The sequence below is a fragment of the Actinocatenispora comari genome (assembly GCF_017312725.1).
GTDB lineage: Bacteria > Actinomycetota > Actinomycetes > Mycobacteriales > Micromonosporaceae > Actinocatenispora > Actinocatenispora comari.
The window spans coordinates 1-202 of the sequence record NZ_BOPO01000105.1; the positions used below are offsets into that span (position 1 = coordinate 1).

Consider the following 202-nt stretch of genomic DNA (forward strand, 5'->3'; position numbering starts at 1 on the left):
TATATAATTTATTATTATTAAAAATATAAATCACTAAAAGAGTATTTAACCAATAAATATAGCGAGTATAGTTAAGTGGTATAACATCTGTCTTCCAAATAGATATCATCAGTTCAAATCTGATTTCTCGTAAATTATTAAATTTATTCTTTGTCGACGGTACGACTAATTTCAGAATAATGTAAAGGTAGATACCATGGAA

Annotated in this window: 1 tRNA gene; it reads left to right on the forward strand. The window is 24.8% G+C overall.

Annotated elements, in window-relative coordinates:
- The first annotated feature begins 61 nt into the window (after window positions 1–61).
- Window positions 62–132 (forward strand) — tRNA-Gly (locus NUM_RS25050).
- Window positions 133–202: the final 70 nt, after the last annotated feature.